Annotated in this window: 30 protein-coding genes; 18 read left to right on the plus strand and 12 right to left on the minus strand. The window is 64.6% G+C overall.

Features of this window, described 5'->3' with window-relative positions; all coding sequences use genetic code 11:
- The first annotated feature begins 2 nt into the window (after positions 1-2).
- From ACSC1P_RS01195 to ACSC1P_RS01205, 3 genes are all read left to right on the plus strand, one after another.
- A complete protein-coding gene (locus ACSC1P_RS01195) occupies positions 3-443 on the plus strand; it encodes a DUF8055 family protein (RefSeq protein WP_435358295.1) in 441 nt (146 codons plus the stop codon).
- 90 nt (positions 444-533) lie between these two features.
- On the plus strand, positions 534-956 hold the full coding sequence (locus ACSC1P_RS01200) for a hypothetical protein (protein ID WP_435358296.1): 423 nt from the start codon (positions 534-536) through the stop codon (positions 954-956).
- A gap of 75 nt (positions 957-1,031) precedes the next feature.
- A complete protein-coding gene (locus tag ACSC1P_RS01205) occupies positions 1,032-1,766 on the plus strand; it encodes a GNAT family N-acetyltransferase (RefSeq protein WP_435358297.1) in 735 nt (244 codons plus the stop codon).
- Positions 1,767-1,796: 30 nt separating this feature from the next.
- Here ACSC1P_RS01205 and ACSC1P_RS01210 read toward each other — a convergent pair whose 3' ends face one another.
- From ACSC1P_RS01210 to tmcA, 4 genes are all read right to left on the minus strand, one after another.
- Positions 1,797-1,958, minus strand: a complete 162-nt coding sequence (locus tag ACSC1P_RS01210) for a DUF8014 family protein (protein WP_435358298.1) — start codon at positions 1,956-1,958, stop codon at positions 1,797-1,799.
- Positions 1,959-1,988: 30 nt separating this feature from the next.
- On the minus strand, positions 1,989-4,220 hold the full coding sequence (locus ACSC1P_RS01215) for an ATP-binding protein (RefSeq protein ID WP_435358299.1): 2,232 nt from the start codon (positions 4,218-4,220) through the stop codon (positions 1,989-1,991).
- Complete coding sequence (locus ACSC1P_RS01220; RefSeq protein ID WP_435358300.1) at positions 4,217-5,185, minus strand: ABC transporter substrate-binding protein; 969 nt, start codon at positions 5,183-5,185, stop codon at positions 4,217-4,219. Before ACSC1P_RS01220 ends, ACSC1P_RS01215 begins: the two co-directional genes overlap by 4 nt.
- Before the next feature lie 101 nt (positions 5,186-5,286).
- Positions 5,287-7,593 (minus strand): tRNA(Met) cytidine acetyltransferase TmcA, encoded by a 2,307-nt coding sequence (tmcA, locus tag ACSC1P_RS01225; protein ID WP_435358301.1) that lies wholly within the window; start codon positions 7,591-7,593, stop codon positions 5,287-5,289.
- Positions 7,594-7,823: 230 nt separating this feature from the next.
- On the opposite strand from tmcA, the gene ACSC1P_RS01230 reads away from it, so the two are divergent.
- From ACSC1P_RS01230 to ACSC1P_RS01275, 10 genes are all read left to right on the plus strand, one after another.
- Positions 7,824-8,297 carry an ester cyclase gene (locus tag ACSC1P_RS01230; RefSeq protein WP_435358302.1) on the plus strand — a complete coding sequence of 158 codons (474 nt, stop codon included), beginning with the start codon at positions 7,824-7,826 and terminating at the stop codon, positions 8,295-8,297.
- 244 nt (positions 8,298-8,541) lie between these two features.
- The gene (gene rpl7ae, locus ACSC1P_RS01235) at positions 8,542-8,901 is read left to right on the plus strand and encodes a 50S ribosomal protein L7Ae (protein ID WP_435358303.1); all 360 of its coding nucleotides are present in this window, start codon (positions 8,542-8,544) and stop codon (positions 8,899-8,901) included.
- Between the two features lie 9 nt (positions 8,902-8,910).
- Positions 8,911-9,135: a 30S ribosomal protein S28e gene (locus tag ACSC1P_RS01240; protein ID WP_435358304.1), complete on the plus strand. Its 225-nt coding sequence runs from the start codon at positions 8,911-8,913 to the stop codon at positions 9,133-9,135.
- Positions 9,136-9,342, plus strand: a complete 207-nt coding sequence (locus tag ACSC1P_RS01245) for a 50S ribosomal protein L24e (RefSeq protein WP_435358305.1) — start codon at positions 9,136-9,138, stop codon at positions 9,340-9,342. It begins immediately after the preceding gene.
- Positions 9,339-9,803: a nucleoside-diphosphate kinase gene (gene ndk, locus ACSC1P_RS01250; protein WP_435358306.1), complete on the plus strand. Its 465-nt coding sequence runs from the start codon at positions 9,339-9,341 to the stop codon at positions 9,801-9,803. The genes ACSC1P_RS01245 and ndk overlap by 4 nt, the downstream gene beginning before the upstream one ends.
- A 480-nt stretch (positions 9,804-10,283) precedes the next feature.
- Positions 10,284-12,785 (plus strand): penicillin acylase family protein, encoded by a 2,502-nt coding sequence (locus ACSC1P_RS01255; protein WP_435358307.1) that lies wholly within the window; start codon positions 10,284-10,286, stop codon positions 12,783-12,785.
- Entirely contained in the window at positions 12,782-13,141 is a 360-nt protein-coding gene (locus ACSC1P_RS01260) for a hypothetical protein (protein WP_435358308.1), read from the plus strand. The genes ACSC1P_RS01255 and ACSC1P_RS01260 overlap by 4 nt, the downstream gene beginning before the upstream one ends.
- 133 nt (positions 13,142-13,274) lie before the next feature.
- A complete protein-coding gene (locus ACSC1P_RS01265) occupies positions 13,275-14,957 on the plus strand; it encodes a histidine kinase N-terminal 7TM domain-containing protein (protein ID WP_435358309.1) in 1,683 nt (560 codons plus the stop codon).
- A 33-nt stretch (positions 14,958-14,990) separates the two neighbouring features.
- Complete coding sequence (locus tag ACSC1P_RS01270) at positions 14,991-15,800, plus strand: class I SAM-dependent methyltransferase (RefSeq protein ID WP_435358310.1); 810 nt, start codon at positions 14,991-14,993, stop codon at positions 15,798-15,800.
- 55 nt (positions 15,801-15,855) lie between these two features.
- Positions 15,856-16,155 (plus strand): DUF8011 family protein, encoded by a 300-nt coding sequence (locus ACSC1P_RS01275; protein ID WP_435358311.1) that lies wholly within the window; start codon positions 15,856-15,858, stop codon positions 16,153-16,155.
- Positions 16,156-16,280: 125 nt separating this feature from the next.
- On the opposite strand, the gene ACSC1P_RS01280 is transcribed toward ACSC1P_RS01275, so the two are convergent.
- From ACSC1P_RS01280 to ACSC1P_RS01315, 8 genes are all read right to left on the minus strand, one after another.
- Complete coding sequence (locus tag ACSC1P_RS01280) at positions 16,281-17,369, minus strand: methionine synthase (RefSeq protein ID WP_435358312.1); 1,089 nt, start codon at positions 17,367-17,369, stop codon at positions 16,281-16,283.
- The gene (locus tag ACSC1P_RS01285; RefSeq protein ID WP_435358313.1) at positions 17,366-18,370 is read right to left on the minus strand and encodes a 5-methyltetrahydropteroyltriglutamate--homocysteine methyltransferase; all 1,005 of its coding nucleotides are present in this window, start codon (positions 18,368-18,370) and stop codon (positions 17,366-17,368) included. Before ACSC1P_RS01285 ends, ACSC1P_RS01280 begins: the two co-directional genes overlap by 4 nt.
- 69 nt (positions 18,371-18,439) lie before the next feature.
- Positions 18,440-19,048 (minus strand): HemK2/MTQ2 family protein methyltransferase, encoded by a 609-nt coding sequence (locus ACSC1P_RS01290; RefSeq protein WP_435358314.1) that lies wholly within the window; start codon positions 19,046-19,048, stop codon positions 18,440-18,442.
- The gene (locus ACSC1P_RS01295) at positions 19,048-20,268 is read right to left on the minus strand and encodes a mechanosensitive ion channel family protein (RefSeq protein ID WP_435358315.1); all 1,221 of its coding nucleotides are present in this window, start codon (positions 20,266-20,268) and stop codon (positions 19,048-19,050) included. The genes ACSC1P_RS01290 and ACSC1P_RS01295 overlap by 1 nt, the downstream gene beginning before the upstream one ends.
- Positions 20,261-21,100 (minus strand): 16S ribosomal RNA methyltransferase A, encoded by an 840-nt coding sequence (locus tag ACSC1P_RS01300; RefSeq protein ID WP_435358316.1) that lies wholly within the window; start codon positions 21,098-21,100, stop codon positions 20,261-20,263. The genes ACSC1P_RS01295 and ACSC1P_RS01300 overlap by 8 nt, the downstream gene beginning before the upstream one ends.
- A 40-nt stretch (positions 21,101-21,140) precedes the next feature.
- Positions 21,141-21,719, minus strand: coding sequence for a DUF655 domain-containing protein (locus tag ACSC1P_RS01305; protein ID WP_435358317.1), 579 nt, complete (start codon positions 21,717-21,719; stop codon positions 21,141-21,143).
- Positions 21,720-21,762: 43 nt separating this feature from the next.
- On the minus strand, positions 21,763-22,119 hold the full coding sequence (locus tag ACSC1P_RS01310; RefSeq protein WP_435358318.1) for an RNA polymerase Rpb4 family protein: 357 nt from the start codon (positions 22,117-22,119) through the stop codon (positions 21,763-21,765).
- Between the two features lie 4 nt (positions 22,120-22,123).
- On the minus strand, positions 22,124-22,414 hold the full coding sequence (locus tag ACSC1P_RS01315; protein WP_435358319.1) for a 50S ribosomal protein L21e: 291 nt from the start codon (positions 22,412-22,414) through the stop codon (positions 22,124-22,126).
- 242 nt (positions 22,415-22,656) lie between these two features.
- Here ACSC1P_RS01315 and ACSC1P_RS01320 point away from each other — a divergent pair, with 242 nt between their 5' ends.
- The 5 genes from ACSC1P_RS01320 to ACSC1P_RS01340 all read left to right on the plus strand — a co-directional run bounded on the left by ACSC1P_RS01320 (position 22,657) and on the right by ACSC1P_RS01340 (position 26,351).
- Complete coding sequence (locus ACSC1P_RS01320) at positions 22,657-23,271, plus strand: GNAT family N-acetyltransferase (RefSeq protein ID WP_435358320.1); 615 nt, start codon at positions 22,657-22,659, stop codon at positions 23,269-23,271.
- Between the two features lie 18 nt (positions 23,272-23,289).
- A complete protein-coding gene (locus tag ACSC1P_RS01325; protein ID WP_435358321.1) occupies positions 23,290-24,045 on the plus strand; it encodes a potassium channel family protein in 756 nt (251 codons plus the stop codon).
- A 98-nt stretch (positions 24,046-24,143) separates the two neighbouring features.
- Positions 24,144-24,371, plus strand: a complete 228-nt coding sequence (locus tag ACSC1P_RS01330; RefSeq protein ID WP_435358322.1) for a hypothetical protein — start codon at positions 24,144-24,146, stop codon at positions 24,369-24,371.
- A 72-nt stretch (positions 24,372-24,443) separates the two neighbouring features.
- Positions 24,444-25,610, plus strand: a complete 1,167-nt coding sequence (locus ACSC1P_RS01335; protein ID WP_435358323.1) for a cystathionine gamma-synthase — start codon at positions 24,444-24,446, stop codon at positions 25,608-25,610.
- Between the two features lie 69 nt (positions 25,611-25,679).
- Positions 25,680-26,351: an MBL fold metallo-hydrolase gene (locus ACSC1P_RS01340; RefSeq protein ID WP_435358324.1), complete on the plus strand. Its 672-nt coding sequence runs from the start codon at positions 25,680-25,682 to the stop codon at positions 26,349-26,351.
- The last annotated feature ends 13 nt before the right edge of the window (positions 26,352-26,364 follow it).

Genomic DNA, 26,364 nt, shown 5'->3' on the forward strand with positions numbered 1-26,364 from the left:
TCGTGGCTGGACCTGCTGGCGGTGAACCAGCCGATGGCTGCGAAGGCGGCGGCACCCGCGTAGCCGAGGCCGACGTGGACGAGAGCCCGGCCGTTACCGTCCGCGTCGACGAACTGGTCGCCGACGTGGCTGCGGCCGAGTCGGCGTTTGAACCGCCAGCCGACGGCGAGGCCGAGGCGCAGGCTCTCGACTACTGCCGGGAGGGCGTCGGCCCGACCGTCTTGCTGTACGCCGACTGCCGAACCGGTGGCCCACACCTGCCCGCCGCAGAGTGTCGGCGACTCGAATCGGTCCTGAACCGCTGGCTCGACCTCTACGCCCGCTGTTACGGCGTCGAGATGGACTGCGCGTTCGCGCTACAGACCGCGGCTGAAGTGTTCGTCCAGACGCACAACGCCCGCGACGTGGCGCAGTTGTTGACGACGGTGCCGGACCGACACTGACGGCGAGGGAACTGTCGCAGCGACCGTCTCGACGCTCTTCTTGGTCGAGTAAGGGAGTTGCTTATTCCCGACAATCGCGTACTCGTTCCGATGACATTGCGTGAGAGAGTCGACCGAATACGGGTGTTCGTCCTCTTGCTGGTCGCGTTCACCGCGTTCTCGCTCGTCGGACTGGTCTTCTCGCTCGGAATTGGCGGCGTCGTCCTCGCGTTCTGCTGTTCTCTGCTCGTCGTCTATCTGTGGGAACGACGCCGAATCACCCGAAAGCCAACTCTCGCGGGCCCGATGACCGAGGAAGAAGAATTCGCTTACGCCGGAGCCACGCTCGAAGCCGGTCTCACGTTCTGCTGGCTGGTCGTCCTCTTCGTCGGCTTCGCGGTCGTCCTCTCGGCCCTGACGACGAACGTCCTCGTCGTCCTCGGTGGCGCACTCGCGCTCTCGTTCGCGAGCGTGTTCTGGTGGCAGCGCCGGGTCGCGATTCGCACGGCACGCGGCGCAAACGTCGGGCGCTGACGGCGCGACGGACGAAATTCTCACACATGAAACTCACGAACAACCATTAAGTATTGGGGGGTGGTAACAGATACCATGAAACTCACCGACAAGCTGAGCTTCGACCACGAGGACCGCCAGCAACTCTACGAGTACGTCGAGAGCCACGGAACGGTGAAGCGAAAAGACGTCGAGAAGGCGTTGAAGCTCGACCCACGTGCGGTGAGACACCACGTCGCCATCCTGAAGCGTGACGGCTATCTGGTAGACGAAGACGGGGTACTCAGCGTCGCCTTCGAAGACGAGTCCGCGGCCGAGGAGCACCACGGGGAGAGCGTCGACTTCATCATTCGGCAAGCACACCAGTCGGACCTCTCGGGGCTCATCGGCGCGATTCGTCACGTCGCCGACGAGGGGACCTACATCGAGGCCGAAGAGGTCGCCGACATCCTCGACCACGAGGAAGTCCTGCTGCGGCACAACGAACTCGAATCACGGATGTTCTTCGTCGCCACGGTGAACGACGAGGTCGTCGGCTGGGTCCACATCCGTGCCCCGGAACTGGCGAAACTGCACCACACTGCCGAGTTGACCGTCGGCGTCCTCGGCGAGTACCGGGGCAACAACATCGGGAGTCACCTGCTCGAACGCGGCGTCAACTGGGCGCAACAGAACAACTACGAGAAGCTGTACAACAGCGTCCCGGCGACGAACGAGACGGCCATCGCCTTCCTCGAAGAACACGGCTGGGAGACCGAAGCGGTCCGGGCGGACCACTACAAGATCGACGACGAGTACGTCGACGAAGTGATGATGGCCGTCTCCGCCTGAGCGACGACACCTCGATTTTTCCGCGACCGCTTAGGGCCACGCCGAGTCGCAGCCATCGAGCGGTTCCGCAACTACGCCGTCCTGTTGCACCTGTGCCCGAGCGTGTGCCACGCAGACGTCGCGGTTCGCTGCCCACGGGATGTGCAGTCGGACCGCAGCGTCCTCGTCACAACCGTCTGTTTCGCACTGCATGGCTGTGGCTACGACGCCGACGCTAACAAGTCATGCCCCGTCTGCACGGTGGAACGTCAGTTTCACGCCCAGTCCACCGAGGCTACTCTCCTCGAAGGAGAACCGGCCGCCAGCGACGGTGACCAGCCAGTAGACGAACCAGAGACCGAGACCGCTCGTGTGTTCGAGCGGCGTCTCCTCGCCGGAGAGGAGCGCGGCCTGCTCGTCCTCGGGCATCCCGTCGCCGTCGTCTTCGACGAGGAGTTCGACCCACTCGTCGTCGCTAGTCACGCTAATCCGAATTTCCACGCCGTCGTCTTCGACGCCATCGTGACTCCGTTCACGACCGGACCCGTCCGCACTTGGTGCCGTGGCTGTTGCCCGCTGGTCGCCCCCACTGCTCGCACGGGAGGTGGTCTGTTCGACAGCGCCGCCGGACTGCGTCTGGTGGGCCGTCGACCCGTGTTCTACCGCGTTCTCGATGAGTTCCGTGACCGCGGTTCCGAGGTGGACGGTCGCGTTCGCCATCGCGTTCGGTTCGAGGTCGGTGTGGATGTCGACCGCGGGGTAGCGCTCACAGACTGCGCCGACGGCTGCACGGACGACCTCAGTCACGTCGATGGGTCTGTCCGCGTCGTCCAGCGCTTGCTGGATGTTACGGGCTTTCTCGCTCGTGTCGACCAGTTCCTCGGCGTGCTGGATGATGCGGTCGAGGAGGTCTCGGTCGGTCGGGTCGGTCGCCCCCTCGCGGAGTTCGTGCGCGTAACTGATGACGACGTTCAAGCGGTTACGCAAGTCGTGGCGGAGGACGCGGTTGAGGACCTGAATCTGCTGTTCGCGGTTTCGTTGCTCGGTCACGTCGCTGGCGGTGACGACGACCCGCTGAACCACGCCGCCGTGGACGACTGGGTGGGGCTGGATGTGGTAGATACCGCCGTCGACGTCGACCGTAACCGACTGTGAGTGCCCGCGAAGGGCCCGACGACAGCACTCGACCAGCGGTTCGTACTCGGCGAAGTGTTCGTCGTACCGTTCGCCAAGGGCGTCGTCGAGGGCGAAGGTGCCGGTCGGCGTGTGCCCTTCGACGGTCGAGAACCGCCCGTCAGCGCCGATGACGAACAACACGACGGGCAGGTTCGTGAGCAGTCGCTGGAGGTGTAGTTCGCCGCGCTGTGCCTTCGTTCGGGCGACTTCCAGCGCCGCGATACGGTTCCGGAGCGCGTCTCGCATCTGACTCATCTGGGTCGCGAGCGTCCCGAGTTCGTCCGAACGAGTGAGGTTCGGTTCGAAGTCGTAGTCGCCTTCGGCGTAGGCCGTCGCAGTCTCGGTGAGCCGACTGACTGCCCGGGTGGTGTTTCGCCCGAACGTCAGTGCCACGAGCAACACACCGAGGATACCGAGACCGGCCACACCGGCGATACCGACCTTGATACGGTCGATGACGGCGTACGCACTGGCCGCTGGCGCGTGCTTGATGACGACCCAGTCGGTCCCTTCGACGGGGGCGTACGCCGTCACCACGTCGTAGCCGAGTTCACGCTCTTTGAGCGAGTCGTACTGGAAGCCAGAACGGCCGTCGATGCCGCTGACGAGTGCTTCGGGGATGGCGGTCTCGTTCTGCAGGTACGGCTGGAGTCGTCTGTCGGGGTCCTCCGAGAACACCACGGTACCACGCGAGTCCACCACTGTCGTGGTCGTCCCCGGGATGGGCGACCGGAACGTCTCGGCCATGTCGCTCACGTCGACGAGGACGACCAGTGCCCCGTTCACGTCGCCGGTCGGACTGACGAAGGCGACGACGGTCCGGCCACGCGGCGTGACGTACGGCTCCGAGACGAACACGTCGTCGAAGCTCCGATACCGTAGCCGAGAACTCCACGGGCGGTCCCCGAGACTCTCGTTCTCGGCCCCGGCGACCGTCGTCGCCACGATTCGCTGGTCACGGGTGTCGATGTAGTGTAGCCCGACCACGTCCGGGTCTGAGGCGTCGAGCTGTCGTTCGAGGTAGTCGGTCACCTCGGTGGTGTTCCCCGTCCGGAAGCGACTGTCTTCGGAGACGAGTCGTGCGTACTGCCGATTGCTTGCGAACCACTCTGTGAGGCCGTCGGCCTCGGCTTCGGACTGTGCGACCATCTGTGAGCGCACGTCGTCTCGCACGGCGTCGGCCGTGACGACCCACACACCGACGCCGAGAGCCGCGATGAGCAGGACGACGATGCCGAGAATCACCGCGAGTCGGAGCGAGAACGACTTCTCGATGCGGTCGAGCGGATGCAGTTTCACGGGACGATTCCCTCCGTTCTGAGGACGGAGAGCGCCACGTCGCGTGGCCGCTCACCCTCGACGACGACCCGAGCGTTGAGTGCTCGCATCTCTTCGACGCTCTCGATAGCGGGCCCAAGCCGGTCGAGGACGTCGTCCAGGCCATCGACCCGCTCGACGACGGTTCGGTGTACGACGGGAAGTGGACTGTACAGCGGGAAGAAGTCGCGGTCGTCGTCGAAGACGTGCAGATCGTACTGCGATATCTGCGGGTCAGTCCCGAACCCCATCGCGACGTCGATTCGTTCGGTGACGAGGAACTCGTAGGCGAGGACGAGGTTGACGACTTCGACGTGTGGGTCCCAGCGGTCTCTGACCGACGCTTCGACCTCGTAGTGGTCGAGAAAGCCCGGCCAGCCGTCTCGGCGCTGGTAGAACGACGGACCGACGGCGGTCGGAACGGTGGCTCCATCGGAGACGTACTCCACGAGGGCAGAGTGGTCGGTTACACCGGTCTCTTCGACCCACTTCGGACGGGCGACGAAGACGTAGGGATTGTCGAACGAGGCCGGTGAGAAACAGCGCAGGTCGTTGTGGTCGGCCATCTCTGTCCGGACGCGTTCGTACAGAACGTCCGGGTCGTCGATTCGGTCGGTTCGGTCGTGTACTGGTGGATGGACGTGCCACAGGGTCCCGGTGTACTCCCAGTACGTGTCGACACTCCCGTCGACGAGGGCGGTCCAGATGTCGCTGGTCTGTCCGTAGCCGATTTCGTGGACGGGCTGACGGTCGAGGACTCGATTCACCGCCTCGTAGGTCATGAATCCCAGGATGCGGTTCTCGACGAAGTTCTTCGACCCGACGCTGAGCCGTCGCATGTCCGGTGGACTGCCGGGAGTGCCCTCGCTCACGCACCCACCGAGTGCCGGAACGACGACGGCGCTCGACGAGCGAGCAATGAACGCTCGCCGCGAGCAGCGCACCATTCGAGAGGCTAGGGAGTCACAGCGTTAGTACTTCTTGGGGAAAATGGCAGTATTCGAGTCTAATACGTCGATACTCCCCAAAATTACGTTCGGAGCGACAGTCAGTTCTCGTCGTCGTGTCGCCGCCGTTCTCGCTGGGCCGTCTCGTCGCCGTACGCGGCGACCAGTGGCCGCAGCGCCTCGCCGAGGGCGCGCATCGCGAGCCGCGATGAGTGATAGCCGAGGTCGGCCGCGACCGTCTCCGCGTCGTGGGCCTGCAGCACCCGCGAGACGAGGACGCGCTCGTGTTGCGGCGACAGGTCGGGTGCACCCGGCTCGGGGTCGACGAGGTGTTTCACGACCAGTTCGCGGAACGGGCCGGGGGCCACGTCGTACAGGCCCGCACCGTAGGCGGTCCCAGCGACGGCTCGCCAGGCCATCTCGTCGAGGTCCAGCGAGACTGTTGCCTCGCAGGCGGCGAGTGCGACCCGACCCTCGTCCGGAGCCATGTCCCGTAGTGCGTCCGTCAGGACGCCCGAAATCCGCCGTGCGAACCAGTCTGCGTGCCGGTCGTGTAGGGTCTCGCCGTCGGCCGAACACGGGGACAGCATGACCGCGGAGTACTCGCCGCTCACGTCGTTTCTGGTCGTCGAGAGGTGGACCGTCCCGTAGTCGTTTCGCGACCAGAAGTCGAGGAGTTCGGGTGTCGCGCCGTAGCCGACACCGAGCCAGTCCACGTCGGCGGCGAACTCGTCACGGATGGCCGACAGCAGGTGCGAGCCGAGGCCAGCCGAGCGAACCGCGTGATGGGTCGCGATGCGGACGACGCGCTGGCCGACCGTCTTTCCGGCGGCTTCGTCGCGCAACTGGCTCGTCAGCACGTCGGGAATCATGTTCCCGTTGATGCGACCGCCTTCGTAGCAGTCGGCGCGGGTTTCGGCGTCGAGGCCTCCTTCTCTCGCGAGGAGTGCAACAGAGACGACGTGCCCGTCGTGGGTCAGGGTTCGCACGGCGAGGTTCGGCGCGTCGAGCAGACGGGCGAGGTCGTCCGGCGCGGTCTGGTAGTGTGCGAGGACGAGCAGACCGAACGTCTCGCGGAGGAGCGTCGGGTCGGCGAGCAAGTCCTCGGCACTGGGTCGGCCGTATTCGACCGAGTCGGGCGTGGCGTCGACGACGAGCGGGTCGACCGGCGGACTGGCCGCGAGGCCGAGTGCATTGAACGACCACACTTCGACGGGGTCACCGGCGGCGTAGCGAATCGGGTCGGTGAGGAACGCCTCGCGGACTTCGTGGTCGCTCTCGTCGAGATGGTCGCGGAACCGGACCGCGAAGCCGCGACCGGCTCCTTCGTAGCCGTGGACCGTGGAGGCGTAGGCGACTCGGTCCGCGGCGAGCGTCTCGTCGAGCAACCGAACCGAGATAGCCGCGGCTTCGTCGACGACGAGGAGGTCTGGTTCTGCGGCAGTCTCGGCGGCGACCTGCGGCGGTTCGTACCTGACCGCACCGCCGGTCGTCGTCACGAGGTGCGTGTTCTCGTCCGAGTGGTCGCCAGCGACACCCAGTTCTTCGAACAACTCGCGAGCACGGTCGAAGCCCTCCGCGGCGTTCTGGTAACTGGGTGCAGTCACGAGTACGTCTTGGCCCGCGGCCGCGTACGCTCCGGCGGCGATGCCTGCGGCGCTCGACTTCCCGCGGCCGCGGTCGGCTTCGAGAACGAGTGCGCGTGGCTTCGAGTCTCCAGCGAGGAACTCGAAGTCGTGGACTGCTTCGACCTGGTCGCCGGTCAGGCAGGCGTCGTAGGCTTCGTCGGGGAAATCGTGGTCGGCTGGCGTCGGGAGTTCCGCGTCTACTCGGCTGCCATCACCTCGGCCCTGGCGAACGAGTCGTGGTGCTGGATGGGTCAACCCGTCAGCTTCGACCGTATCCGTGTCCACGTCCACGATTGCGATGCCGCGATGTCCCCGCAATGTCTCGACGAATCGCGCTCGGAAGTGACCCGTCACGTCGTCGGTCGAGAACGGCGGGACGGCCATCCCGGCGTCGAAGCCGTCGCGGTGGACTGGCCAGTCGTCGAGTGGCGGTGCGAGCAACACGAGCAGGCCGCCACCGTCGACCGCACCGACGACCTGTCCGAGCGCGTTCGGCCGAAACTCGTCGTGGGCGTCGACGACGATACAGTCCGTGGTCGTTCCGAGCAGTTCACTCGCTCGCCGCGGCGCCACCTGTCTGCACCGGAGGAAGTCGCGTTCGCCCACCAGTGCGGTCGCGGTGATGGCGACTGGCAGCTCGTCGAGGACGGTCGATACGGTATCGTAGCACTGCTCGCGCTCGCCGGTGAGGACGAGCAGCCGTCGCTCGTTCTCGGCCCGTGCCTCGTCGTGTAGCGCGGTCGCCGCCGCGACGACCGCCGTCGCCTCGCCCGAACTCATTGCTCGCGGATTGGCGTCGGCGCGAGAAGTGCGTTGTCGTTGGATGCTGGCGGTGAATCGAATTACTGTCCGCTGGTCACCACGTGTACACATCGCTGGCTGCTACCCGAAAGCAGCCCTCCGAGACCGAAAACCCAGACAATTGATGTGTTCCCGAACCGCCCCGAACCCCGTCGTCTGGCGGCCTAAATCGTGGATAAGGTTATATCTCCTCGCGCCTACTCTCAGTCATGCCTGGGGGGCAACAGAACCTGAACAGTACCGACTACGAGGCCATCGCCCGGCGACTCGTCGATGAGGGGCACGACGGCGGTAACCCGACCGTGTTCTACGAACACATCGCAGCGGACTGCGTCCTGATGTCCGACCCGAGTCGCTATCTCGGCGCGAACGAACTGGCCGACCGCATGCTCCGGTTCCACCGCGCGGTGCCGGACGTGGAAGAGACCATCGACAGCGTCCACGTGGACGGCGACATCGTCGTCGTCCGAACGACGCGCACCGGGACGTTCGAGAACGAGTGGCGGCTCGTCGTCGACGACGAAGAACTCGTCTTCGACCCGACCGGCCAGTCGTTCACCGCAGACCTCGTCTACACCGGCCGCTTCGACGGCGACAAACTCGTCGAAATCGACGGCTCCGGCCACAACGACCTCTGGTTCGCGATGGGCATCGTCCCGGACCCGTTCTCGTTCGCTCGCTGACCACCTGCTGTAAGCGGCACCGTCACGCTGATTCTGGCCGCGTGCTGGCGTTTCGCATACCTGCGAACGTTTGAACACCCTTATAACGGACCGTCGAGTATGGACGTGATACGCCCTACGCGGGGTTGATGATGCTCCTAGCCGCACAGGAATCCGGCCGCCTCCGTCCCAGCTGGCGGCCATGCGGGATTCACCCGCGACGGCAGGGGAGCGCGAGCCCACGCGTGGGAGTAGGTGAGCAACCATGCCAGTATACGTCAACAAAGAGATCCCAGCCGACCTCGCCGAGGACGCCCTCGAGGCGCTCGAGGTCGCCCGAGACACAGGAACCGTAAAGAAAGGAACGAACGAGACGACGAAAGCCGTCGAGCGCGGCAACGCCTCGCTCGTCTTCGTCGCCGAAGACGTCACGCCGGAAGAGATCGTCATGCACCTCCCCGAGCTCGCGAACGAGAAGGGGATCGGTGTCGTCTTCATCGAGACGCAGGACGACGTCGGCCACGCCGCCGGTCTCGAAGTCGGTAGTGCCGCCGCGGCAATCGTCGACGCTGGTGAGGCCTCGAACGACGTCGAGGACATCTCCGGCAAGCTCGAGGACCTGTAGAGGTAATCCATGAGTGCCGAAGAGTCCGAAGACGGCTCCACCTCCGCGGAAGTCATCGAGATAGTCGGCAAGACCGGCATGCACGGCGAAGCCATGCAGGTCAAGTGCCGCATCCGCGAAGGGGAAAACCAGGGTCGCATCATCACGCGAAACTGCCTTGGCCCCGTGCGCGAAGGCGACGTCTTGCAGCTGCGCGAGACCGCCCGCGAGGCCGACTCCATCGGAGGTCAATAAATGGTAAAAACGCGAGACTGTGAGTACTGTGGCGACGACATCACGCCCGGCACGGGCACGATGTTCGTCCACACGGACGGCACGACCGTCCACTTCTGCTCCGCGAAGTGCGAGAAGAACGCGTCGCTCGGTCGCGAACCGCGCGAACTCGAGTGGACCGCACAGGGCGCGAAGTCAGACGCACCGACGGAGGAATCCGAAGAATGAGTGACCACGAGCGCACGTTCGTCATGGTCAAGCCCGACGGCGTCCAGCGCAACCTCACCGGCGAGATCATCTCCCGCTTCGAGGACCGTGGCCTCAAACTGGTCGGCGCGAAGTTCATGCAGATCGACCAGGAACTCGCCGAGGAACACTACGGCGAGCACGCCGACAAGCCGTTCTTCGACGGCCTCGTCGACTTCATCACGTCCGGTCCGGTCATGGCGATGGTCTGGGAAGGCCAGGATGCCATCCGCCAGGTCCGCGGCATGATGGGCGAGACTGACCCGGCCGACTCCGCCCCGGGCACCATCCGTGGTGACTTCGGGCTGGACCTCGGTCGCAACGTCATCCACGGCTCGGACCACGAGGACCCCGGGTCGAACGAACGCGAGATTTCGCTGTTCTTCGACGAGGACGAACTCGTCGACTACGAGAAAGAGACGGCGACCTGGCTGTACGAGTAAGCCAGTCGTCGGTTCTGCGTTTCTTCGTTCTTTTTCGGTCGCTAGCGGTTGCTGTGGTGTGTTCGGTCGTGACTTCCTGGTTGGGTTCTGTTGTTCGTGGTCGTAGTGCATCAGTTGGGCAATCGTCGACGATTGCCGACGAAACATGACCGCCGTGTGTGGCTGTCGTCGTCGCTGACGGTCGGTTCGAGAAGCAGTTCACTAGCGCCGGCGGAACATGACCGCCATGTCCTAGTGTCGTCGTCGCAGGCGGTCGGTTCGGGAACCAGTTCACAACTCCCGACAGTACATGACCGCAGCCACGCCCTCCCCAACCGATTCGCGGTGTTTCGGTCACTCCGTTCCCTCTACACCGCTCATCCCTCGCGCGATGTCGAGTCGCGGTCTTCGACACGCGACTCAGCGCGCGCCAAAGTGTTCGCGTCTGTCCTTCCGCACCCCACGAACAAACTATAAATGTCCCGCTCGTTCGTGTACGTTATGAGCAGAGAGACGACCCGTCGCGCCCTCCTGACGGCCGTCCTCGGTGCCGGTGTCGGTGGGATGACACTCACGGAGGCACGGAGTTACCTCGCCCGGTTCGCACCGGGGTCGGGGACGGTGTGGGGAGCGGCAGATACGGGTAGCGAGGGGACGGTAGACAGTCCCTATGGGGCGGCAGCGGTGAGCTACGACGACGACGGGGTACCACACGTCGAGGCCGACTCGGAGGAGGCGGCCTACTACGCCGTGGGGTACTGCCACGGGACGGACCGCTACTTCCAGATGGACCTCTACCGCCGGCTGATGGCGGGTGAGCTGTCGGCCGTCGTGGGCGATGTCGCACTGGACTCGGACGTGTTCCACCGACAGCTCGACTTCCGCAGCGCCGCCGAGGCGACGTGGGAGCGCGTGCAGGGGACCGAGACGGGCCACGTCGTCGAGGCGTACGTCGAGGGTGTCAATCGTGCGCGAGAGCGCGAGGAGACGCCCATCGAGTATCGACTGCTCGACTTCGAGCCGAGAGAGTGGACACCAGTGGGGTCGCTGCTCGTCGAGAAACAGATTTCGTGGGGCCTGACCGGGACGTTCAGGACGCTTCGGAAGGCACTCGCTCGCGACAAACTGGGTGGGGCAGCCGCCGAACAGCTCTATCCCAGAATCATGGACCACGACGTACCCATCATCCGGGACGGTTCGCCCGAGTCCTCGGTCGACGCCGCGGACGCCACGGTACCGGATTCGGAGATGGTCTCGTGGCTGGCCGAATTCGACACCCGGCCGGGCATCGGGTCGAACTCGTGGGTCGTCTCCGGCGAGCAGACTGCGTCGGGGACACCCATCGTCGCGAACGACCCACACCTGCAGTTGACCGTGCCGCCGGTCTGGTACGAACAGCACGTCGTCGGCCCGGACCCGGTCGATGTGCGCGGGGTGACGTTCCCGGGCGTCCCGTTCGTCATCATCGGGCAGAACCACGGCGGGGCGTGGGGCTTTACGAACACCGGCGCGGACGTCATCGACTTCTACAGCTACGAGAAATCTGGTGACGGCGGCTATCGCTACGGCGACGAGACGCGCCAGTTCGACAGTCGCACGGAGACCATCGAAGTGGCCGACGGCGAGGACCGCGAGATTACGGTGAAGCAGTCGGTTCACGGCTCCGTTCTCACTCAGTTCCCCGACGGCGACGGCTTCCGCGTGGCGGACGAAATCGGCGTCGCGTGGACCGGACTCTCGGGCACCCGGACCGTGGAAGCGGTCCACATGCTGAATCGGTCCGGCGGGATGGACGAAGCGAAAGAAGCCCTCAAATTGTTCGACGAGCCGACGCAGAACTTCGTCTACGCCGACGAGGCGGGCAACACGCTGTACTGGGTCACCGGCAAGATTCCCATTCGCACGACGGAAGGCGTCGAAGTGATGGGGACGCGAATCTTCGATGGCTCCGCCAAAGAGGGCGAGTGGGGCGACGGCTACACGCCCTTTGGCGAGTCTTCGTGGGACGGGTTCGTCCCCTTCGACGAGAAACCGCACGTCGAGAACCCGGACTACCTCGCCACGGCGAACCAGCGCCTGACGAACGACCCCGAACACTACCTCTCGGAAGGCTACGCCCCGCCGTTCCGCGGCGCGCGCATCTACGACCGACTGGACGCCCGAGCCGAGAGCGACGAGTCGATGGACCCCAGTTTCTGCAAACGGGTCCAACTCGACGTCGTCGACCCACGTGTCGACCTGTTCCGGCCCGTCCTCGCCGACGCGGCGGCCAGCGCCGACACGGATGGACTCACCGTCGGCGACGACGGGCGGAACCCCTTCGAACTCCTCCGGTCGTGGGCAGTGGGGATGCAACCCGACCAGCTCGCGCCGCTCGTCTTCGACCGGTGGCTCCGGGCGTACCGCGAGACGGTGTTCCGAAGTCGATTCGACGAGGCGGGCTTGCCCGAGGACTTCTCGCTCCCGAACGACTGGGTGCTCGGCACACTGCCCGAAGACGGCGACTGGTTCGCCGAGACAGATGGTGACAGGACCGCACTCGCCACCGATGCGATGCGCGAGGCTGTGACCGAAATCGACGACGAGGGCTGGCGCGACTACGGCGACTGGAACCGCGTCAGGTTCACGCATCCGTTCGACCAGGACTTCCTGAACTACCCGAACCTGCGCACGGCAGGCTCGCCCGGCACGGTCAGAAACTTCCACAGCGAGGCGAGTACGGGCGCGAGTTGGCGGATGGTCGCCACGTTCGACGGCGAGTCACAGGCCATCCTCCCCGGGGGCAACTCGGGTGCGTACTTTTCGGACCACTACGACGACCAATTGAAACGGTGGGCCAACGGCGACTACAAGTCGATGACTCGGTCGGTGCCCGACGGGACGACGCTCCGGTTCCCGGCTGCCGGTGGGACGGGGTCGTCGGGCCGCGACGAGAGCGACGAGGCGGCGAACGACCTCGGTGCTGGCGAATCTGCGGCCGACGTGGAGGTGCGTGACCGATGAGTGCTACCGACGACGAGCGACGCGGTTTCGAGGACCTCTCGCTCGCCGCCCTCCGCGAAGATAGTTCGTACCTGCAGAACGTCGTCTGGGTCTTGCTCGGTCTCACACTCGTCTGGTTCCACTGGCTCGGGCTGGTCGTCGCCGGGGCACTCGTCGCCCTCCCACAGCGAACGTTCGCCCGGGGCGTCGGTGCTGGCGTCGGATTCGGCGTCCTCGTCGTCCTCTTGTTCGTCGGTCAGTTCGCACTCGTGGGGGCTACTGAGGCGTACGTCGACATGGGTGTGGTCGCTGTCCTCCCGGTCGCCATCGGTATCGCCCTGCCGACGCTCGGGTCGTTGGTCAGGGGCATCGTCTAGCCCAAAAGCGTGCACGAACTGTTTCATCGAGTCGGTATGTCACATTTCCGGCAAACAGAGCCAAGTCCCCCGCCACACACCTCTACACCGACCGACAGGTATCCGTGACGGGTCACGCCGTCAACCACCGCCGATGACGACCGGAAACCCGTACACGGTGACGCTCATCCTCGTCGCCGTCACGACGCTCGTGCTGGCTGGCTACGCCTATCGAGCGCGGGCAGTCCCCGGGGCCGTCCAGTTCGCCGTCCTCTGCATCGGCATCACCATCTGGACCGGTGCGAACGCGTTCCGAATCGGTGAGACCGAGTTCTCGACGTTCAGATTGCTGGCGAACGTCGAGTGGGTCGGTATCTTACTCGTCGGCCCCGCGTGGCTCCTGTTCACGCTGTCGTACACCGGCCACCGGGAGCGAATTTCGGGGAGACTGCTCGCACTGCTCGCGGTCCAGCCAGTCGTGACGCTCCCACTCGTGTTTACGAACGGTCGCTACCACACCCTGTTCCGCACGGTGAACGGGTTCGAACCGGCCGGCCCGGGACTGGCGGCGTGGGACGTCACCCACAACGTCGCTTACTGGGCGGCCATCGTCTACGTCTACTGCATCGTCTTCGTCGGCTCTATCGTTCTGATTCGGCTCTCGATGCGCGCCCCGCAACTGTACCGCGGCAGGATGAGCGCACTGCTCGTCGCCGTCGTCGCGCCGGCGCTCGGGACGATCCCGACGCTGCTCGACGCCCGGCCAATCGAGGGACTGAGTATGGGGCCGCTCTCGTTCAGCCTCTCCGTCGTCGCGCTGGCAGTTGCGCTGTTCGGGCATCGACTGTTCGGCGTCGTCCCAATCTCGCCCTCGGTCGTCACGGACGCGGTCGTCGAAGAGATGACTGCAGGCGTCATCGTCCTCGACGCACAGGGGCGAATCGCCGAGACGAACCCTGCTGCCGACCGCGTCCTCGACGCGAGCGACCCGACGGGTGCGTCAGTCGAAGCGATTCAACCCAACCTCGCCGCAGTGCTCGACGACGACGGCGAAGACAAACTCCTCCTCGACGACGTCGCCGGCCGCGAGCGGTACGTCACCGTCGAGGCGACGCCCGTCCATCGGGCCAGTGGCCTCCTCGTCGGCCGCCTCGTCACGCTGCACGACGTGACCGACCGGGTGCTTCGCGAGCAACGACTCGACGTGCTCAACCGCGTCTTGCGACACAACGTTCGCCACGAGACGAACATCATCCTCGGTCACGGTGACCTGCTCGACGACGGCCTCGACGCCGAAGACCGAATCCACCTCGCCGCGATGTGTGATGCGGCCGAGAAACTCGTCGACTGGTCCGACCGCGCTCGCTACGTCGAGCGAGCACTGGACGACGTGGCTGCGAAACGGCGGGACATCCCGGTCGGGGCGACCATCGACCGGGCGGTCGAACGGGTGCGCGAACGCCACCCGAACGCGACCATCGTGACGCCCGTCAGTGCGACTCAGGAAGTCCTCGCCCACACCACGCTGGAGTGGGCCCTGTACGAACTCATCGAGAACGGCGTCGAACACAACGACAGCACAGACCCGGCCGTGACCGTGAGCGTCGACGCGACGCCGACGGCGGTGACCATCTCCATCGCGGACACCGGCCCGGGGCTGCCGCCGGAAGAACGTCGGGTCGTCGAATCCGGCGAAGAGACGCCACTCGAACACGGCTCCGGGCTCGGCCTCTGGCTCGTGAACTGGACCGTTCGGGCCGTCGGCTGCCAGATAGACTTCGCGGAGAACGACCCGCGCGGCACCGTCGTCCACGTCACGCTGACTCGTGCCTCCTGAAGGCTTATGACCCGGTGTGGGCCACACACCTGTATGAGCGACGAGTTAGAAGCGAACCGGCGGATGTGGGACGAGCGCGCCGCGCATCATCCCGACACGGACTACTACGACGTCGAGGGCTTCCTCGACGGCGACACCTCGCTGTGGGATCTCGAACGTGATGAACTCGGACCCGACATCGACGAGGGCACGACGATGCTCCACCTCCAGTGTCACTTCGGTCTCGACAGTCTCTCGTGGGCCCGCAAGGGAGCCGACGTGGTCGGCGTCGACTTCTCGGAAGAAGCGGTCCGAAAGGGAACCGAACTCGCCGAGCAAGCCGGTCTCTCAGAGCGCGCCGAGTTCGTCGAACACGACGTGTTGACGCTCGACCTCGACAGAGAGTTCGACGTGGTGTTCACCTCCTACGGCGTCCTCGTCTGGCTGGACGACATCGACGCGTGGGCCGACACGGTCGCCAGTCACCTCGCCCCCGGTGGGACGTTCTACATCGCCGAAGGCCACCCGCTCGCCGGGACGTTCGAACACGTCGAGGGTGACACCGCGACGCTCGCGTACTCGTACTTCAAGGGTGAGGCCGAGCACTTCGACGTGCAGGGGAGTTACGCCGACTTCGACGCCGAGTTCGAACAGACGGACATGTACGAGTGGGGTCACTCACTCGGCGAAGTCGTGACCGCACTGGCGAGTCGAGGGTTACAAATCGAGTTCCTCCACGAGTTCCCGTGGTGTACGTGGAAGCGCTTCGAGGGCATGACCGAGGACGAACGCGGCCGCTGGTGGCTGCCCGACGACGTGCCGGTCGAACTGCCACAGACGTTCTCGATAAAAGCGCGAAAGTAGTGGCGGTAGCAGATAGTGCCACACCTATTTAACGTGTCGATAAATAGACTTTTTCGTGCGCTCCAAAATCAAAGACGTCGTCTATAGCGAACCTGCTGGGAGGCTCACTGCGTTCGGAATGTTGGCTGGCTCACTCGTACTGGCGAGTACCTACATCTACTACGACCTTCTACACGATGTTTCCTCCATTCATCTGCTCGTCATGGCGGTCGGATTCGCGCTGTCTGGATTCGCCGAGGCCATTTCAACAGAGCGCCGACAGGTAGCAGGTGGATTGCGTGTCACCGCGATTCTCCTGTTGCTCGGTCTTCTCAGCCTCACTATCTTCGCTCCCGACGTTATTTTCGGGCCGTAGTAGGGGAACCTCGTCGCCGCTCACCAGGAACCTGCTACACAGAGGTACTCGCTTTCGAACGAAGACCGTCGCAGTAGTCCACAAAAAATCGGTAGACAGAATCGGCTCGTCTCGAATCGACGCGCTCAGTCGTCCGCGCTGGGTGCGGCACCGGGGGCCGAGACCTCTATCTCACCAGCGTCGAGTTCGGCCTCGATTTCGCGCGTCGCCTGCACGAGGTTCGCCATCTTCCCGTAGGCGACCTCGCGGGGCAGGAGCTTCAGGCCGCAGTCGGGCGAGACGATGAGGCGTTCCGGCGGAACGACTTCGAGACCCTTCCGGATGTTCTGCTTGATCTCCTCGACGGACTCGACCTCGGCGACGTGGGCGTCGACGACGCCGAGTGCGAGGTCCTTCGTGAACTCGTCGTTCGTGAACACGTCGAGTTGGTCGTAGTCACCGTTACAGAGTTCGAGGTCGAACTCGTCTACCGGATAGTCGAGAATCTCGGGGTAGATACGCGAATAGTCGCCGTAACAGACGTGCAGACCGATACGCACGTCTTCGGGGATATCGTCAGCGATGCGTTCCAGACACTCACCGACGATGGCGTGGTCGTCCGGCGTCGTCGCCAGTGCCGGTTCGTCTATCTGGATGTAGCGCGCGCCAGCCTCGACGAGTTTCTCGATCTCCTCGTTGACGAGGTCGGCGAGGTCGTAGGCGAGTTGCTCGTCGTCGTCGTACGCCTCGTTGAACGACCAGTTAGCGAGGGTATAGGGGCCGGTGATGGGCACCTTGACCGGCGCGTCCGACACCTCGGCGGTGAACTCGTACTCGTCGACCAGCCAGGTCTCGTCGTATTCGACCTCGCTGACGACGGATGGCTTGTCGAAGTAGTTGTGTCCCCACACCTTGACGGGTCCGTTGAACTCGTAGCCGTCGATGCGGTGGGCGAAGAACTCGACCATCTCGGTGCGGCGCATCTCGCCGTCGACGACCACGTCGATACCGGCGCGCTCGTGCTCGTCCGTGATGAGCCGGGAGGCGTCGTCTTTCGCCTCCTGCCAGTCGTCTTCGTCGAACTTCGAGTCGGGGTCTTCGAACTGTTCTTTCGCGCGGTTCAGCCACTTCGGCTTGGCGTAGCTCCCGACGACGGTGGTCAGGATGTAGTGGTCGTTCGGGTGGTCCTCGGGTTTGAACTGGTCTCTGTTGGGGTTGGCTGTCGGGGTCGTCATGCTGTCACCTCCGCGTCGGCGAGGGCGACTGCCTCGGCGACGGCGGTCACCTTGTCTTCGAACTTCGCGTAGGGCAGGTGGAACAGGCCGGTGTTGGGCGTCACGTAGGCCGTCTCGAAATCGGTGACGGGCAGGTTGTCGAACACCCAGTCGACACGGTCCCGAACCGCTTCGGGCTCTTCGACGAGCGTGTTCTGACCGTCGAGCAGGCCGAGCGCCACGTCGTCGGTGGTGCCGTACTCCTGTGCGTTGTAGAGGTTCTGTTCGTGGTCGGAAACGAAGTCGTAGCCCACGGCGTCCACGTCGGCGTCGAGCAGGTGGGCGTACACCTTCTCCTCCAGTGCGCCCCAGTACGGGAAGACGACGACCTCGGTGTCGATGGCGTCGGCCACGGTCGTGACGGCCTCGGGTACCTCCGCGTCGAGTCCCTCACCGGGCGCGTTCTCGACGAGCGAGGGTTCGAGCAGGAACAGCGTGTCGACCTCGGGGAAGGCCTCGGCCTCGCCCGCGAGGAAGTCAGCGACGGCGTGCAGGAACGCCGTCTCGTCGCCGTAGTACTCGTCCGTGGCGAGGTCGGCCAGCGAGTACGGGCCGGGCAGGACCGCCTGCAGGCCGTCGTCGACGAGTTCTGCGGTCGCGTCGAGTTCGGCCGCCACGTCACCGTCGAAGGTCAGTTCGTCCTGCACGACGGGTTCGCGGTAGAAGTTGTTGTTGTCGTAGTAGCGCACGATGCCGCGGGTCTCTACGCTGTCGTGTACCGTGAGCGGGTGCGCGAGCATGTCGTCCCAGCGGGACTGGCCTTCGCCGACGAGGTCGAGGCCAGCCTCTTGCTGTGCCTGGACGACCTCGGCGCGCGTCTGCTCGTAGACGGACGTAATCTCCGGCCCTTCGTCGCCGGAGATGAGGTCGTGCTTCTGGTGGCCTTTCAGGTCGGACAACTCGGACTTCGCCCAGTCCGGGAGCGGGAACAGTCCGGGTGTCGTCGAGACGAGTTCAGTCATTCGTACCCGTCGCTTGGAAATGCGGGCCTATAATATTTGCGAACCCAACAAATGCACAGTGGTAATTTCTCAGCGAACCAGCTTGAGGACGGTCAGCGTCTCGAACGGGAACGACTCGTCGCGCAAGGCGACGGCGCTGAATCCGTTCTCGGCGGCGCGGTCGACGACCTCGTCGACGCCGGTCAGACTCGATACGAGGAGGTACACCGCACCGTCGGATGAGAGGACGCGACCGACCGAATCGAGGAACGGGTCGACGACCGCGCGGCCGTCCTCGCCGCCGGTCAGCGCGACTTCCATCCAGTCGTCGCGAGCGGCTGCGGCGTCTTCGGGCAGGTACGGCGGGTTGAACAGGACTGCATCGAACACGCCGTCGGCGAACGGAGAGACGAGGTCGGCTCTGACGACCGACACGCCGTGGGTCGAACGCTCACGCGCCTGTCTACACGCGTGCGGGTTCAGGTCCGAAGCGACCACGTCGCAGTCGGTCTCGGCGGCGACCTGTTCTGCGACGTAGCCCGACCCGGTGCCGACTTCGAGCGCGAGGCCGCCCGAAGCTGATTCGTCACTGCACGCCGCCAGGTCTGCGACCGCCGTCTCGGCCAACAGATGTGAGTCCTCGGCTGGCTGGTACACCTCGGTCTCGACGCCACGACGTTCGGCGAGGTCTTTCGCCACTACTCGTCACCCCCGCGTCCGCCGTCGCCACCGTCGGGCGAGGCGGTCGCCTCCTCCGCAGTGGCTGCTTCTACCGACTCACCAGCGACCTGGAAGCCGCCGGTCTCTTCGCGCCCGGACAGTTCGCGCTGCGGGTAAGGAATCTTGATTCCCTCGGCGTCGAACGACGTCTTCAGCGCGGTCACGGTCGCGGTAATCGCGCGCCATTTTCGCCGCGCGCTGGGCTTGTCTATCCAGACTCGCGCACCCAGCACGACCGAGGAGTCGGCGAACCGTTTCACCACGACCTGTGGCGTCGGCACGCTGAGAACCTCGTCGATGTCCGAAAGCGCGTCGCCCGCTACGTCGACCGCGTGGTCGACATCGCTGGCGTAGTCGACGCCGACCTCGATTTCGAGCCGTAGTCGGCCCTTTCGCGAGCGGTTCACGACCTTCTCGCTACTCACGATGTCGTTGGGAATCATCACGTACTCGCCGTCGAACGTCTGGATGCGCGTGTTCACGATGGAGATGTCGCTGACGATACCCTCGCTGTCGCCGACTTCCACCCAGTCACCGATTTCGAACGGACGCGCGAACATCAGGACGAACCCGGCGAGCACGGCACCGAGGGTCTGGCGCGCGGCCATACCGACGACGATACCCGCGAATCCTGCACCGACGAGCAGGCCGGTCAACTCGATGTTCCAGATGCCGAGGACGACGAGCAGCGCGACGATCCACAGCATGACCTGGCTGACCCGGTAGGTGAGCCGACGCTGGTGGTCGGTGACGGCATCCGAGGTCTTCAGGAACTGCTCGACGACTCGCTTGACGACCCGAGAGACGAGGTGGGCCGCGAGCAAGACGACCAGCGTGATGGCGATTCTCGGGATGTCGTCTCCTGAGATCAATCGCGTGTCGCGCAACGCGACGGAGACGTCTTTCGCCATCGCCCACACCCCGATGACGACAGTGGCCGCGGTCAGGAACGTCGCCGCGATGATGACGATGGTCAATAGGTCGGCGGCAGTGTTGCCGAAGGACGCTCGCAGTCGGCCCTGCACTTTCGTCGTGAGATAGCCGATGCCGACGAGGACGGCGACGGCGACGAGCGTGACCGCGATTTTCAGTACTGGATTGTCCACGACGGTCGCGAGCGAGTCGATTGGCTGGATGAGCCACTCCCAGTTCGCCCCCGTCTGTACCACGGTGGCTGGGACGATGGCTGCCTCAGGCATCGGTGTCATCACGCCCGACATCGGCCGCGAGCGTCGCCAGTTCGGCGAACGTCGCCGGTGGCAGTTTGCCAGCCCGTTTCCCCATCAGTTCCTCGTCGGCGGCCGCGACGACCGCGTCCGCGTCGTCCAGCCCGGAGATGTGCGCCGTGTTCCGAATCGCGTTTCGCATCGTCTTCCGACGCTGGGTGAACACCGCCTTGACGAAGTCGAAGAAGAACTCCTCGTCGTCGACCTCGTAATCGGGGTCGCGTGGGACACAGCGGACGACCGCGCTCTCGACCTGCGGCGGCGGCGAGAACGCTTCTTTCGGGATGTTCTCGACGATTTCCACGTCGGCGTAGTGCTGCGTGGTCACCGACAGTCGGCCGTAGTCGCTGGTCCCCGAGTCGGCGACCATCCGCTCGGCGAACTCCTTCTGGTACATCAGGACGAGCGGGCGGTCTTCGGGAAGCAGTCGGAAGGATATCTCACTGGAGACGCCGTAGGGCAGGTTCGACACCGACGCCGTGAAGTCGGGGAGGTCGACCTGCAAGGCGTCGCCCTCGACCACGTCGAGGTCGCCCGCCTCGATCTCGTCGGCGAACTCCCGTTCGAGGAACGACACCATCTTCGGGTCACGCTCGATGGCGGTCACGTGGTCACCCACGGCGAGCAGTCTGTCGGTCAGCGCGCCGTTGCCGGCACCGATTTCCAGCAGGTGACTCGTCTCTGCGTCCTCGGGCAAATAGCCCGTCAGTCGGTTCAGGACGCGGTCGTCGACGAGGAAGTGCTGGTCACGGTTCGGGTCACCGCGTACACCGGCTCGAGACAGCAGTCCGTCGGGGTCTCTCATCGATTACGGCGGTCTAAGGTATCGATGGGGGTAAAACTGCCTACTCGCTTCGCCGCCCGACGAACGTCTTGTACTTCAGGTCCTCGTCGCGCAACTCTTCGATGATACGCTCGACGAGGATGCCCTTCGGGTCGTGGAGGCCTTTGACTCGCTCGTCGAGTTCCTCGAAGCTCTCGAACGGCTTTCGCTTCCGCTCGTCGAGTATCGAATTTCGTAGTTTCTTCCCGATGCCTGGGAGCAGGTTCAACTGGTGCAACCGAAGCGTAATCGGCTGGGCGTCGTTGAAGAAGTCCACGAAGCGCTGCTCGTCCGCCTCGACGACCTCTTCGACTACGTACTCCAGTTCTGCCTTCGCGCCGCTGGAGATATCGTCGTACGACACCGTCCGAACGCGCTTGACGCTCTCGGCCGGAGGCTCGACGGCGAGATGGTCGTCGATGCTCACCTCGGGCGTCTCCGAGAAGCTGATCTCGAACAACCGGAAGTCGTCCGTGCCGAGGGCGTACGCGACCGGGTCCTTCCCGAATCCTGACCGTCCGTCACCGGAGCGGCCGTTCGGGAAGATGTCGAGGACGACGGCCTGCACCTGCTGGTGCTCACCGTGTTCAGAATCGGTCATTCTAGCTGTATGATAGGGGGAGCGGCTATTTAAAAGATGGGCGTCAGGCGTACTTCGCGACCGTGTTCAAAATCTCGTCCAGCTCGTCACCGGAGAGCGAATAGCGCTCCTGTGCGTACACCGCACGGAGTTCTGTTCGGTCCTGTGGGAGCAGGTTCGCGATTTTGTAGGCGGTCGGCTCGTCGACCTTCTCGAGTTCGAGCAGTTCGTCGACGAGGTCCAGCGAGTCCTCCGCGGACATGATGCTGAACCGGTTGACGTGTTCGATGGCGCGAGCGAGTTCGTAGCGCATCTCACGCTCTTCGTCCAATGCGCGCTCCTCCTCGATATCGGCGAGGAGTTCCTTCGTCTCCGAGACGGTGAGGTACTCCTCGTCGAGCTTCTCCTTGAATATCGTCATACGATTACTGCTGGGCCTTCAGGTGTGCCGGTGCGGAGATGAGCTTCTTCTCCTTGCCACCGTCGGTGATGAGGACCTGGAACGCAGAGCCCTGTTTCCCGACGACCTCACCGGTCTGGCCGTTGAAACGCGGGTGGAAGCGACCCTTCGCGACTGAGGGGTCGATTTTGAGGTGGACCTTCTGGCCCTCCTCGAAGTCCTGAATTGCGCGCTGCGGCGGGGATGTGCCGCGCTCTCGGGGGTGGTTCTTCAGCTTGTTACGCGTCCCTTTGAGGGGTCCGTGCGAGTTGGGCATAGTCGTACGACCCTCTTGCTCCGTCGCCGTAATAAAACGCACGTTGTTCGTTCGCCACGACGGGGGTGTGAGTGCCGCCCGGCGGCGTGCCGACGCCGAGGGCTAGCCGTCGCTGCCGCGAGGCGGTTCGTGACCAAGGGTCCTAGTATGTCGGGCAGTGGTATACGTCCTAATACACTATTCGACAAACATAGGGAAAATAGTAATAAGAACAACCGAATATCTTGATTAGAGAGAAAGTAATGGACAGAACGAGAGCAAAAACCTCGTCTGGCGGCCGTCTGTCTTCGCCAGCCGCCGATAAATACGGTCCCCACGATCTCGACGCTCCACCAGCCCCCACGTTCGTCGACGAGGCCGGCCGCGACATCGGCTTCGTCTCGCGCGACCACCTCACCGAGAACGACGTTCGCTCGCTTACCGGGATGTACGTGACGTTCGACGCGCAGAGTCGCGCCCACGGACTCCCACCGACGAGCGAAGCGTCGATTCGTGACTGGCTCGACGTCCTCGGCGAGGGCTACCAGACGCTTGCGTTTCACGAGGACCGCCACATCGGCCACGCGGTACTGGTCGGTGCGGACGACGGCTCGTACGAACTGGCCATCTTCGTCGACCCGGCGCACCAGCACGCGCGCATCGGGACGCGACTGCTCGACGAGTTACTGACCTACGCGGCCGACGAGGGCGTCGAGACGGTCACGCTGTTCGTCGAGCGGCGCAATCAGGTCGCCATCAACCTCTACCGGCGGATGGGCTTCGAGGGCAAACACGTCGGTACCGGCGAACTGGAGATGCAGTTGTCGCTCACCGACGACAGCGACGTCCCAGCCTCTGAATGGGACACGGCAGCGTGAGGGTCGACGAACGCGCCAATGCGGCGGCCATCACTCCCGCTCGGCGAACTCGCCCGACGGCCACTGTTGCGCCAGTTGCTCCGCCCGGTCACCGCCTTCGGAACCGTGGTCTGCCTCGGCGTCGGGGGCTTCGCGACACTCGGCGGCGTCGGCGTCGTCGACGCGCTGTTTTGGCTCCTCGACCCCGCGGGCATCGAACTCTACTACATGACCCGCGACGGGCCGGTGTGGCTCCTCAAACTCTACGCCATCGTGGTCGTCTCGGGGCTGGTCGTCGCCGGTCTCTGGATGGGCGAGACGTTCCTCTCGGCGACGTTCGGCGGCCAGATGCGGACTGAACTCAGGCAGGTACAGATGACACGAACGATTTCGACGCTCGACGACCACGTCGTGGTCTGTGGCTACGGGATGTTCGGGAAGACAGTCGCGGCGAGTCTCCGTGAGCGCGACCGAGACGTGGTCGTCGTCGAGTGGCAGGACGAACAGTGTCGGCTGGCGCGAGAGGACGGCTTTCTCACGGTCGACGGGGACGCTCGGCGCGAACCGACGCTCCGCGACGCGGGTATCGAACGCGCCGACAGCGCCATCGGAGCCATCGACGACTCACACGTGAACGTCCAGATAGCTATCGCAGCGAGCCAACTCGCACCGACGGTCAGCCTCGTCGTCAGAGTCGGCGACGAGATGGACGAACCACTGGCCCGCCGAGCAGGTGCCGACGAGGTCGTCATCCCCGAAGTCGTGAGTGGCGAACAGGTCTCTCAGGGGCTCTGACGACGTACTGTCGTGCAGTCGACGAGTACACATCCAAGACGTTCACGCTTTCCAAATTTTGTCTGACGTTTTTATCACGCCATACTGTAGCATACATCATGTCCCGCTACCGACTCGCCACACTCCTCGGCGCGCTCGCCGTCGCCGTCGCAGTCGTCACCAACACCGGGTTAGCGAGCCCGTCGACCGCGACGGATGCGGTCACACAGCAGCTCGCGGGGCGGAATCCACTGTTCGTCGCGACCGTGGCCGTCTGGTGTCTCGCGGGCGTGTTCATGGTCGCAGTCTTGCGACTCGACCCGGAACCGCACGGGAACGACCACTGACTCGGCTGCCTTTTTCGACGCTATCGCGGCTGCAACGCAAGAGTAACCAGTCTCGCGGTCGATGGGCCGAGCATGAACGACGACGAGGACTTCCGCATCGAGACGCGCTCGATCCACGCCGGACAGGAGCCTGACGAGGAGACGGGCGCGCTCATGACGCCCATCTACGCGAACTCGACGTACGAACAGGACGGCCCGGGCGACCACCGTGGCTACGAGTACTCTCGTACGGGGAACCCGACACGGACCGATTTAGAGGCGAACCTCGCGAGCCTCGAATCCGGCGAGTTCGGTCGCTGTTTCTCCTCCGGGATGGGTGCCATCAACACCGTCCTCAACCTGCTCGAAGCCGGCGACCACGTCGTCACCGGTGAGGACGTCTACGGCGGCACCCACCGCATCTTCACGCAGGTGTACGAGAAGTACGACCTCGAGTTCTCCTTCGTGGATATGACCGACCTCGACGCCATCGAAGCGGCGATGCAGGAGAACACGGAACTGCTCTGGCTGGAGACGCCGACGAACCCGCTCATGTCCATCGTCGACATCGAAGGCGCGGCCGCGGTCGCGCACGAGTACGATGCGCTCTGTGCCATCGACAACACGTTCGCGACGCCGTACCTCCAGCGCCCGCTCGAACTCGGCGCGGACATCGTGAGCCACTCGCTGACGAAGTACCTCGGCGGGCACTCCGACGTCGTCGGCGGTGCGCTCATCACGGACGACGCCGACCTCGACGAGGAAATCGGCTTCTACCAGAACTCCGTCGGCGCGACACCCGGCCCACACGACTGCTTCCTCGTCCTGCGCGGGACGAAGACCCTGCCTGTCCGGATGGACCGCCACTGCGACAACGCCCGCGACATCGCCGAGTGGCTGGACGACCACTCGGCCGTCTCGAACGTCTTCTACCCTGGTCTCTCCGACCATCCCGGCCACGACATCGCTGCGGAACAGATGGACGACTTCGGTGGCATGCTCAGCTTCGAAGTCGACGGGACGCTGGAACAGGCCAGTACTGTGGTCTCCGAGACCGACGTGTTCACCCTCGCCGAGTCTCTCGGTGGGGTCGAGAGCCTCATCGAACAGCCCGCAGCCATGACGCACGCGGCCATCCCGAAGGAGGAGCGCCTCGAAGCCGGCCTCACCGACGGCCTCATCCGCGTCAGCGTCGGCATCGAACACGTCGACGACCTCACGGCCGACCTCGAACAGGCGTTCGACGCGGCCGACCTGTAAGGGCGACCGCGGAGCGTCTGCGATTGCTGGGGGCCGAACGACTTTGCCGCCACGCGACCCACTTTTCGCATGGTACCCGATAGCATTCACGTCCTCGAACTCACGTATTCGTTCGACGACCACGACGTGACGCTCTGCCCAGTCGCCGTCGAGACGGATCATGGCCTCCTCCTGCTCGACACTGGCCTCCCCGGGTCGGTGGACCAGTTGCGTGACGAACTCGCTGCCGTGGACTTCGACCTCGACGACCTCTCGATGGTACTGCTCACGCACCACGACGGCGACCACGTCGGGTCGCTCGCCGAACTCGAAGCCGAAACGCCAGTCGTCGTCACCACACACGAGGACGAAGCGCCGTACGTCGACGGGCGTCGCCACCCGCTCAAGGCCGACGAAGACGAAGACCGATACCCGCCCGTCACGGTCGACGTCGAACTCACCGGCGGCGAGACGTTCCACACGGCCGCTGGCCCGATGTGGGTCGTCGAGACGCCGGGGCACTCACCCGGCCACGTCTCGCTCTACTTCCCGGACGAACGCTTCCTCGTCGCCGGCGACGCACTCACCAGCGACGACGGCTTCGGCGGGCCGAAGTCCCACTTCACGCCCGACATGGCCACGGCCATCGAATCGGTCGGAACGCTCGCCGAACTCGCGGTCGAGACGGTCCACTGCTTCCACGGCGGGACCGCGGACGTCGACAGCGACGACATCCGGGCCCTGTACGAAGGAGACGCCTGAGCTACTCGACCGA

Origin of the sequence: Haloarchaeobius caseinilyticus, assembly GCF_051207395.1 — an archaeon.
In the GTDB taxonomy this organism is placed as follows: Archaea; Halobacteriota; Halobacteria; order Halobacteriales; family Natrialbaceae; genus Haloarchaeobius.